A 9,640-nucleotide genomic window follows, 5' to 3' on the forward strand; every position below is an offset into this window, starting at 1 on the left:
AAAGAAATGGCTGCTAAAGTTCCGATTATAGTTGATATAATGGTAGACAATAAAGCTATTTCTAAAGTTACTATTATGGCTTTTTTAACGGATTCATCTTGTGTTATTTTTCGATACCATTTAAAACCGAATTTATTAAAATGTATTAATGAGGCTATCCTACCTTCATTTTCGTTAAAAGAGAAAATTATTAAAGATATAATTGGGAGATAAATAAAAATTAACATTGCTGTTAAATATATGTATAACATATTTTTTTTTAGGTTAATTTTCATAATTATGTTTTTTCTCCTTTATTATATTTTTGATATTGATTTTTAGGACAAAGTTTTAAAATTATTAACATCATGATGGTTAAATTAATAGCTATAACACAAGCGCTTTTCGTTTCATCATTTAAAAAAATTTTATTCTCTATTAATTCGCTTATTACCATGACATTAGTAGGTCCTAAATATTTCGGTACAATAATGTTAGTTACTATTTGTAATAAAATCAAAATAGTTCCCGTAATGATACCAGGTAATGACAAAGGGAAAATAATTTTTTTAAAAATTTGTTGTTCATTGGCTCCTAAATCTTTTGCAGCTTCGATTAAACCTTTATCTATTTTAGAAATATTTAGGTAAATAGATAAAAACATATAAGGTAAAAAGAGATATAAAAAACCAATAAACATTGCTATGTTAGTTTCTAATATATTAATTTTGAAGAATTTTTCGGTTAAAGATAAAATTTGTACTAAAGCTTGTATTTTTAAAATCATATTAATCCAAATAGTACCGTTAATTAATAGAACTATAATAGGTTGCATTAAAGGATTTAATTGGGCAACACAATACGCTAATGGATAAGTAATAATAATAACAAAAAAAGTAGCTATAATAGAAATAGCAATAGATCTTATTATTATGTAAATAAAATTTAAATTAGTGTAAAAATTATAATAGTATTTAACGGTGAAAACAATTTTAAGAATTTTGGTATCATCATATTCTTGGATTGAGTCGAAACAAATTATTAATATTGGCATAATAATTAAAAAAAATATAATAATTAAGTACGGTAAAGCTAACCATTTATAGAATTTATGGGATTTATTTTTAAAAATATTGTTCATTTTAAATTTACCATGTTTCCATAATATGAATATCTTCTGGATTAAAAGAAATTCCTATTTTAGTATTTTTTTCAATAAAATCGGTAGTATGAATTAAATAATTTCTATATTTAGTCTGAATAATTACTTCCCAATAAACCCCTTTAAATGATATAGAATGTACTATACCTGTAATTAAACCATCTTTATAATCAACAATATCTATATCTTCTGGTCTTATAACTATATCGACTATTTGATTTTTGCGAAAACCATAATCTATACAACGGAATTCTTTATTATCAAATAAAACTACAAAATCATCTTTCATAATGCCGGAGATTAGATTAGATTCTCCAATGAATTGAGCTATAAATTTGTTAGCTGGTTCATTATAAATATCTTCAGGATTTCCTATTTGTTGAATAGCACCTTGTTTTATAACTACTATTTTATCACTCATAGTTAAAGCTTCAGATTGATCATGCGTTACTACTATAAAAGTAATACCGAAAATTTTTTGCATTTCTTTTAATTCGTATTGCATTTCTTGTCTTGATTTTAGATCTAAAGCTGCTAAAGGTTCATCAAATAAAGCTACTTCGGGTTCATTTATTAAAGCTCTAGCGATAGCTACTCTTTGTTGTTGACCGCCGGATAATTGGTAAATATTTCTATTTTCGAATCCTTGTAAACCCACTAATTTTAGATAATGTAAAACTTTGTTTTTAATAAATTCTTCTTTTGTTATGGCGCATAATAATTTCTGATGTAATTGGCTTAATATTAATTGTTGTTGGCTTTGAATAATTTTTATTTCTTCTTTTAAATCTATTTTTAATTGTCTAATTTTAGGATTTTCTTTATAAAATGGCAACCATGAAAGTAAATAATTTTTATTGAAGCTATCTTGAATTATTTTTATTTTATGTTTATACTGTTCTTTAATTAAATTAATTTTTTGCTCTGTGATTCGATTAATGCTTTTTATTTTTTGTTTAGTTTCATAATTTAAATCTTTTACTCTTAAACCGAAAGCTATATTTTCTAAAACATTCAAATGAGGAAACAAGGAATAATTTTGAAATACTGTATTAATTAATCGTTTGTGTGGGGGCACATTTAAAATACTTTTATTTTTAAAAAAAATATCTCCACTACTACAAGTATCAAAACCTCCTATGATTTTTAAAATAGTGGTTTTACCGCATCCTGAAGGCCCTAATATAGTTACAAATTCATTGGTTTTAATTTTTAAATTAATATCTTTTAAAATTATTTGATTATTTATAACTTTAGTAATATTTTTTAGTTCTATCAAATTAGTCATATATATTATCTACCCCCCCTTTTTTATGCTAATCAAGCTAATAAAATTAATTGGTTTATAAATTTTTCCAAAAATATTATTATCATTTATTTGCTAAAATAGCTAAAAAAGCTTGTTGAGGTAATTTTACTTTTCCTAAAGCTCTCATTTTCTTTTTTCCAGCTTTTTGTTTTTCTAATAATTTCTTTTTTCTAGTATGGTCTCCGCCATAACATTTGTCTGTAACATTTTTTCTTAAAGCTTTTATATTTTCTCTTGTTATAATTTTTTTTCCAAGAGCCGCTTGAATTGTTATTTCGAACATTTGTTTAGGTATTAATTCTTTTAATTTATTACAAATTATTTTACCCTTAGTATAGGCAAAATCTTCATGTACTACTAAAGACAACGCATCAACAATTTCAGAATTTAATAAAATATCCATTTTTTTTAATTTACTTGGATAGTAATTTTCCATTTGATAATCAAAAGCAGCATATCCTTTGGTTGCAGATTTTAATTGATCAAAATAATCATAAATAATTTCACTGAAAGGCAATAAATATGTTAAGATTGTATTTTGATTTTCTAAATATTTGATATTTTGTAAAATACCTCTTTTATTTTGTGTTAATTTCATTACTGGACCTATGTATTGCTCTGGGCACGTTATAAAAGCTTTAACAAAAGGTTCTTCGATTTTTTCGATTGCTTGATTTTGAGGCCATTTTTGTAGATTATCTATAATAATTTTTTGATTTTGTTTGGTGTAAACATGGAAAATGACTGAAGGCGCAGTAATAATTACTTCGATTTTGAATTCTCGAATAATTCTTTCTTTAATAATATCCATATGTAATAAACCTAAGCAACCAATTCGAAACCCCATTCCTAAAATATTAGAATTAGATTTTTCATAAATTAAAGATGAATCATTTAATTTTAATTTTTGTAATGCTTCTTGAAGATTAATATATTGTTTATGTTCGGCAGGGTAAAATCCACAAAAAACTACAGGGTTAATAACTTTATATCCTGGCAAAGCATTTACTTGGATATTTTTGTTTAAAGTAATAGTATCACCTATTTTAACGTCATCAATATTTTTAATAAAAGCGGTTAAATAACCTACATCTCCTGTAGTTAAAAATGGTTTTATAACGGGATTTGGTTGAAAAGTACCTACCTCGATAACTTCATAAATAGCTTTACTTTTTATAAAACGTATGCGATCTCCTTTTTGGATAGTTCCGTTAATTATTCTAATATGAGGTATTACTCCTTTATAATTATTAAATTTTGAATCAAAAATTAAAGCTTGTAAGGGAGCTTCAGGGTCTCCTTTAGGATAAGGAATTTTTTTTATAATTGTTTCTAAAACATCTTGAATTCCTACACCTGTTTTCCCGCTAGCTAATATAATTGAATTTATATCGATTTTTAGAAGATTTTGAATTTCTTGTTGAATTTTAGGTATATTAGCGTTTGGTGCGTCTATTTTATTTATGACAGGTATAATTATAAGTTTATTTTCTAAAGCTAATTCTAGATTTGATACAGTTTGAGATTGTATTCCTTGAGTAGCATCTACTACTAATAATGCTCCTTCGCATGCTGCTAACGAACGTGAAACTTCATATCTAAAATCGCTGTGACCTGGCGTGTCAATTAAATGCATAATATATTCTTGTTTTTGCAAATTATGATATTTTATTTGAATAGCGTTTAATTTTATAGTTATCCCCCTTTCTTGTTCTAAAGCCATTGAATCTAAAAATTGAGGTTTCATTTCGTGTTTTTTAATAGTATTTGTTATTTCTAAAATTCTATCAGCTAAAGTAGATTTACCATGATCTATATGTGCAATAATAGAAAAATTTCTTATTTGTTTTTGTCTTTGTTTGATTTTATCAAAATCCATGCTTTTTTATACAATCGACTTTCTTTATCATTTATATAATCATTAAGAATTTTTTTATGTTATTGGTGTAATTACGTATTTAGTATTATACAATAAAAAAAATTTATATAGATAAATCAGATTTTAAATTTTTATTAATTTGGCTTACTATATTAACATTTTTTTATTATAAATTTTGAGATTTTTTATATTTTTTAATTTATATTTTAGTTAATAATTATTAATATATTAAAAAAATCTTTTTATTTACTAAATAATGATAAAAAATAAATTATTTTTCGAAAAATTTATGTTTATGTTTTAATATATTTTTTTTAATATTGATAAGTGATCTTATTTATTGAATTTTTAGTTTATTTATGATAATTGTTAATTTAATATAAAAGCTATTTTTTTTATTGGAATTATATTATTTATTTTTATTTTGTCTAACTAAAGAAACATAATTAAGGTATCTACTTTTAGTAATTAATCCTTTTTGATAATTTTCTATGATTTTACATTGTTTTTCTTCTATATGTAAACAATTATTTCCGAAAAAACATTGTTCAGATATAGAGCAAAAATCTGGGTAAAAATTTTTAATTTCATGATTTTTTAAATTTGATAGTTTGAACTTAGAAAAACCAGGTGTATCCGCTAAATAACCTTGATGGCACATATATAATTGGGAACTAGTTGTTGTATGTTTTCCTTTAAGTGAATGCATAGAAATCGATTGAGTTTTCACATTAAGATAGGTTAAATTATTAAATAAAGTGGATTTACCCACACCAGTTTGCCCTGCTAAAATAGTTGTTCTATTTTTTAATGTTTTAATTATAGAATTTATAGTATTTTTTTGTTTAGCATTAATATATATTACAGAATACCATTTTTCATAATATGATAATTGAGGTTGAATACATTTAAGTTCTTCTTTAGTTATTAAATCTTTTTTAGTTAAAATTAAAATTATTTTAATATTTAACTTTTGTAAAATAATTAAAAATTTATCTAATAACTTAAAATCTATTGTAGGTTCAGTTAAAGAAAAGATTAATAGTACTTGATCAATATTGGCTATATTCGGTCTTTCTAATTCGTTTTTACGTTTTTGCACATTAATAATAAAAAATTTGTTTTGTTTTGATTCATATTCTACTACATCTCCGATTTTAATAGGGCAATGGTATAAAGATTTGGTTGTTTTATGTTTTTTATTAAAATTTTCCATTTTACCTTTAGGTTGAGCAATTATAGTATTTTTTTGTAATAAATCGATAACGACATACTTAGTAATTAAGTTTTTAATAATAATTCCTTTATACACAATATAAAGCTCCTATTTATTATGTATAGTATTTTATCTTTATCTTATTTGTGCTTGAAATTTAATTTTTAAATTATTTTCTATTTGATTAATAATTTGCTCTACTTTATTTTTATTTAAATCATTATTGATATTTTCAAATGTTAGACGAAAAGATAAAGAGTAATATTTTTGATATTTATTTTTGTTATTAGAATCTGGAGTATATATATCTAACAATTCGCATTTTATTAAAATTTTTTGAAAATTTTGTTTTAAACTTTCGAATATTTGTTGAAAGTGAATTTTTTTATTTATCCAAAAACTTAAATCTCTAGTTATATAAGGTAATTTGTTAATTTTTTTAATGATTATATCTTGTTTTAAAGATTTTTTTAAAATCATATCTAGATTAATTTCAGCTATAAAACTTTTATTTAAATGATATATGTTATTTAATTTTGGATGTATTTCTCCTATAAAACCAATATTTTTTCGGTTAATTTTAATGTTAGATTGCGCTCCCGGATGCAAATTAAAATATTTTTGGGTAGGACAGAAAGACATATTAATGTTTAAAAAATTAGCTATTTTTTCTAGAATCCCTTTTAAAATAAAAAAAGAACTTTCTATATTTTTTTTTAACCAGTGATTTTTTATTAAATAACCGCTAATACCTAATGATAAATGCAAAACTTCTTTATTTTCATAAAACACATTAGATATTTCAAAAAAAGCATTATCTGTATTTTTATTTTTATGATTAAACTCTAAAACCTCTAACATGCTACCGCTAAGAGATTGTCTAAGAATTTTTCTTTCTTCGGTAATAGGTTTTATCACTGATAGGTAATTTTGATCATGATAAAATAGGTTAAAAAGTTTTTCATTAACGAGTTTATATGTTTTAATTTCGTAAAAACCTAGGTTTGCTAATAATTTTTTTAATTTAATTATATATTGTTGCTCAGAATTACGCTCTTTAAAATTATCAATAGGGGTATTAATTTGTTTGTTATTATAACCATTTAATCTGACTAAATCTGCTATTATGTCTTCAGGTGTAGTGATATCATAACGTCTTTCAGGAGCTTGAGCTATAAAATAATTTTGAGGTTTCGATATAAATTTTATTTTATAATTTAATCTTTTTAAATTATTTATGATTTTTTTAGAAGATAATTTTAAACCGACTTTTTTATTGATTTCATTTAATGTTATTTTGATTTCTGGATTATGATATTTTTGTATTTTTTGAGACATAATATTTTTATGTACTATACCGTCAGTTAATTGTTGTATTAAAAATGTAGCTTTTTCTAATGCTGTTTCTATTAAACTTTGATCAATTCCTTTAGTTAATCTTAAAGTTTTTTGATTATTGATTTGGTGGTGTTTGGATATTTCAGAAATACTTTTTATATTCCAATAACTACTTGTAATAATTATTTTTTTTGTTTTATTTGTAATTTCATAATTTGAGTTATTTAAAATATCCGCTAAAGAGATGATATCGTTATTATTAGTGATTACTATATCTTGTTGATCTCTCAAAAAATATGTTTCTTTCGAATTAATAATTTTTTCATTTTGTTTAGCGTTTCTTATTTCAATCTGTTGGTTATTGAATTGATCGGCATCTAAAACATTTAATGGTATACCATATTCGATTATTATTAAATTAATAACATCTATAACATTATTTACAGGTTCTATTTGATTTGTTATTAGTAAATTACGTAACCATAAAGGGCTGGTTTTTATTGTTAAATTAGTTATATATCTTATATTATATTCATAACAATTGTTACTTTTAATATTTATACTAAAAGGGTTTAATTTGTCTGATTCACGAGGATTATTATGGTTTTTTGGATAATTATTTAATTCTGTGATAGATGATTCTAATATAGATTGTAGATCTTTAGCGAAACCTATATGCGATAAAAGATCTGCTCTGTTAGGTGTTAAAGCTAATGTTATAGTGGAGCCTTTTAAATTTAAATATGTTAAAGCGCATTGACCAATAGGAGCTTGATCATCTAAATATAAGATTTTACCTTTTTCTGATTCTATTAAATATTTTTCAGATAATTTTAATTCTCTATGCGATATTAATATTTTATTAAATACTTCATCATCAGAAATATTCGTAAATGGGTTTTTATTATTAGTGATATTAAAATTTGGTGAATTATGTTCTATTAAAATAATAATTTTCTTATTTATTAAAAATTTATCATAATCAATACTATTATTTAGCGAGATAGATACTATATTTATGCCAATATCTACTTTAATGGTTTTGTGTATAATTTGGATAATTTTTCCAATAATATATTTTTGGTTATTTTTTATTTTTAATTGAGGATGGATCGATTCTATTTTATCTACTTCTGTTATATGATTATTAATTAGAAATTTTAAATTTTTAGGAATAGATGTGGATAAATATTTTTTTAAAATGTTTTCGTTGATAATCATGATATTTTCTCTTTTTTTAATTATTTTTTCATCTAATTTATGTTAATAGGTTTAAGTATATTAATTTAATAATGAAAATTGTTTTAAAAATCTTAAATCATTATTGTACAAATCTCGAATATCTTCTATTTGATATTTTAACATAGCTATGCGTTCGATACCCATACCGAAAGCGAATCCTTGATATTTAGCAGGATCGAAACCACCCTGTTTTAATATATTTGGATGTATTAATCCTGCTCCCATAATTTCAAGGTAAATTTTTTCTTTATTTTTTTTTGTTAAGATCAAATCTACTTCTAAGCTGGGATTCGTAAAAGGGAAATAAGATGGTCGAAAAAAGATTTTTTGTTTTCTGCCAAAAATGTGTTTAATTAGTGTATTAATAGTGGTTTTTAGGTTTTCTAAATTAGCTGTGTAATCAATGACAAATCCATCTAATTGTGTAAATTGATGACTATGAGTTGCATCATCTTTATCTCTACGATAAACATTTCCTGATGAAATTATTTTTAAAGGTTTATTAGGGTTTTGTAACATAGCTTTAATTTGCATTGAAGAAACATGAGTTCTTAAAAGTGTTTCTTTTTTGTGATCCAGATAAAAAGAATCTTGCATATCTCTAGCCGGATGATTTTTGCTTATATTCATAAGTTCAAAATTATATAAATCTGTTTCTATTTCTTGACTTTCATAAATAACGTAACCCATTTTTAAAAAAAAATTTTCTAATTCTTCAATTGTTTGTGTTAGGGGATGTATACTGCCTTCTGGGAATGAAAATCCAGGTAAAGTAACATCTATTTTTTCTTTTATTATTTTTTTGTTTAATTGTTTATTTTCTAATTTGGTTTTATTAATTTGGTAAGCAAGAAGAGAATTTTTTTTTAATTCATTTATTTGTTGTCCTAATTCTTTTTTTACTTTTATATCACATTGTTTAATATATTTAAATAATTCTATGAAATATTTATTAAATCTATTAAATTGAACATCTAATTGATGTAGAGAATTTATTTTATCTAATTCTTGAATTTTTTCTTTAATTTTTTGTTTTAAATTTAATATTTTTTGTTGTAAAGCTTCATTTTTATTATTCATTTGGTTAATTTTAATTTCCTTTGTTGGTTCTTACGATATATCAATAAATTTTAGTAATAACTAAAATTTTTGTTTTATCTTGATAAAAGTTTTTTTGATATTAAAATAATTTTATTAAATTTGAGATTTAGTGTTTATATTTTGTTTTGATTAGCGAAATATTTTTTAAAATTTTTTATTTTAAAACTTTTTAGTTTTTAAAATTTTAATTTTTATTTCTATGATATTATAATATTATCATAATTATAATTTAAATATTTAAATTTTAATTACCATAATTAATTTAATTTAGAAATTTAATAAGATAAAATTTTAAACTTATTTAAGTTTTATTTTTTTATGAAATTTAACTCAGAGATTTATAATCAATGTTTTATTTATGTATAAAAAAATTAATAAAATAATATACAAGGATAGGGAATTAATTTTGAAAAT

General features: G+C 22.4%; 7 protein-coding genes. All 7 read right to left on the reverse strand.

Annotated elements, in window-relative coordinates; all coding sequences use genetic code 11:
- The coding region (locus OC710_RS01990) for an ABC transporter permease (protein ID WP_425306759.1) at positions 1-275 on the reverse strand (275 nt) is incomplete at its 3' end.
- Between the two features lie 2 nt (positions 276-277).
- Complete coding sequence (locus OC710_RS01995) at positions 278-1,120, reverse strand: ABC transporter permease (RefSeq protein WP_004995383.1); 843 nt, start codon at positions 1,118-1,120, stop codon at positions 278-280.
- 7 nt (positions 1,121-1,127) lie between these two features.
- Complete coding sequence (locus OC710_RS02000) at positions 1,128-2,429, reverse strand: ABC transporter ATP-binding protein (protein WP_004995386.1); 1,302 nt, start codon at positions 2,427-2,429, stop codon at positions 1,128-1,130.
- Positions 2,430-2,511: 82 nt separating this feature from the next.
- Positions 2,512-4,329, reverse strand: coding sequence for a translation elongation factor 4 (gene lepA / locus OC710_RS02005; RefSeq protein ID WP_004995395.1), 1,818 nt, complete (start codon positions 4,327-4,329; stop codon positions 2,512-2,514).
- Positions 4,330-4,738: 409 nt separating this feature from the next.
- Positions 4,739-5,641: a ribosome small subunit-dependent GTPase A gene (gene rsgA / locus OC710_RS02010; protein ID WP_004995397.1), complete on the reverse strand. Its 903-nt coding sequence runs from the start codon at positions 5,639-5,641 to the stop codon at positions 4,739-4,741.
- A gap of 39 nt (positions 5,642-5,680) precedes the next feature.
- Positions 5,681-8,104, reverse strand: a complete 2,424-nt coding sequence (gene pheT / locus OC710_RS02015) for a phenylalanine--tRNA ligase subunit beta (RefSeq protein WP_004995400.1) — start codon at positions 8,102-8,104, stop codon at positions 5,681-5,683.
- A 60-nt stretch (positions 8,105-8,164) separates the two neighbouring features.
- Positions 8,165-9,205: a phenylalanine--tRNA ligase subunit alpha gene (pheS, locus tag OC710_RS02020; protein ID WP_004995402.1), complete on the reverse strand. Its 1,041-nt coding sequence runs from the start codon at positions 9,203-9,205 to the stop codon at positions 8,165-8,167.
- Between the last annotated feature and the right edge of the window lie 435 nt (positions 9,206-9,640).

The organism is 'Vigna radiata' phytoplasma (assembly GCF_030586915.1).
GTDB classification, from domain to species: Bacteria; Bacillota_I; Bacilli_A; order Acholeplasmatales; family Acholeplasmataceae; genus Phytoplasma; species Phytoplasma australasiaticum.

Excerpts from the sequence above, each read along its gene's own strand:
- OC710_RS01995 (WP_004995383.1), bottom strand. The coding sequence starts at position 1,120 with ATGAACAATATTTTTAAAAATAAATCCCATAAATTCTATAAATGGTTA.
- OC710_RS02000 (WP_004995386.1), bottom strand. The coding sequence starts at position 2,429 with ATGACTAATTTGATAGAACTAAAAAATATTACTAAAGTTATAAATAAT.
- lepA (WP_004995395.1), bottom strand. The coding sequence starts at position 4,329 with ATGGATTTTGATAAAATCAAACAAAGACAAAAACAAATAAGAAATTTT.
- pheT (WP_004995400.1), bottom strand. The coding sequence starts at position 8,104 with ATGATTATCAACGAAAACATTTTAAAAAAATATTTATCCACATCTATT.
- pheS (WP_004995402.1), bottom strand. The coding sequence starts at position 9,205 with ATGAATAATAAAAATGAAGCTTTACAACAAAAAATATTAAATTTAAAA.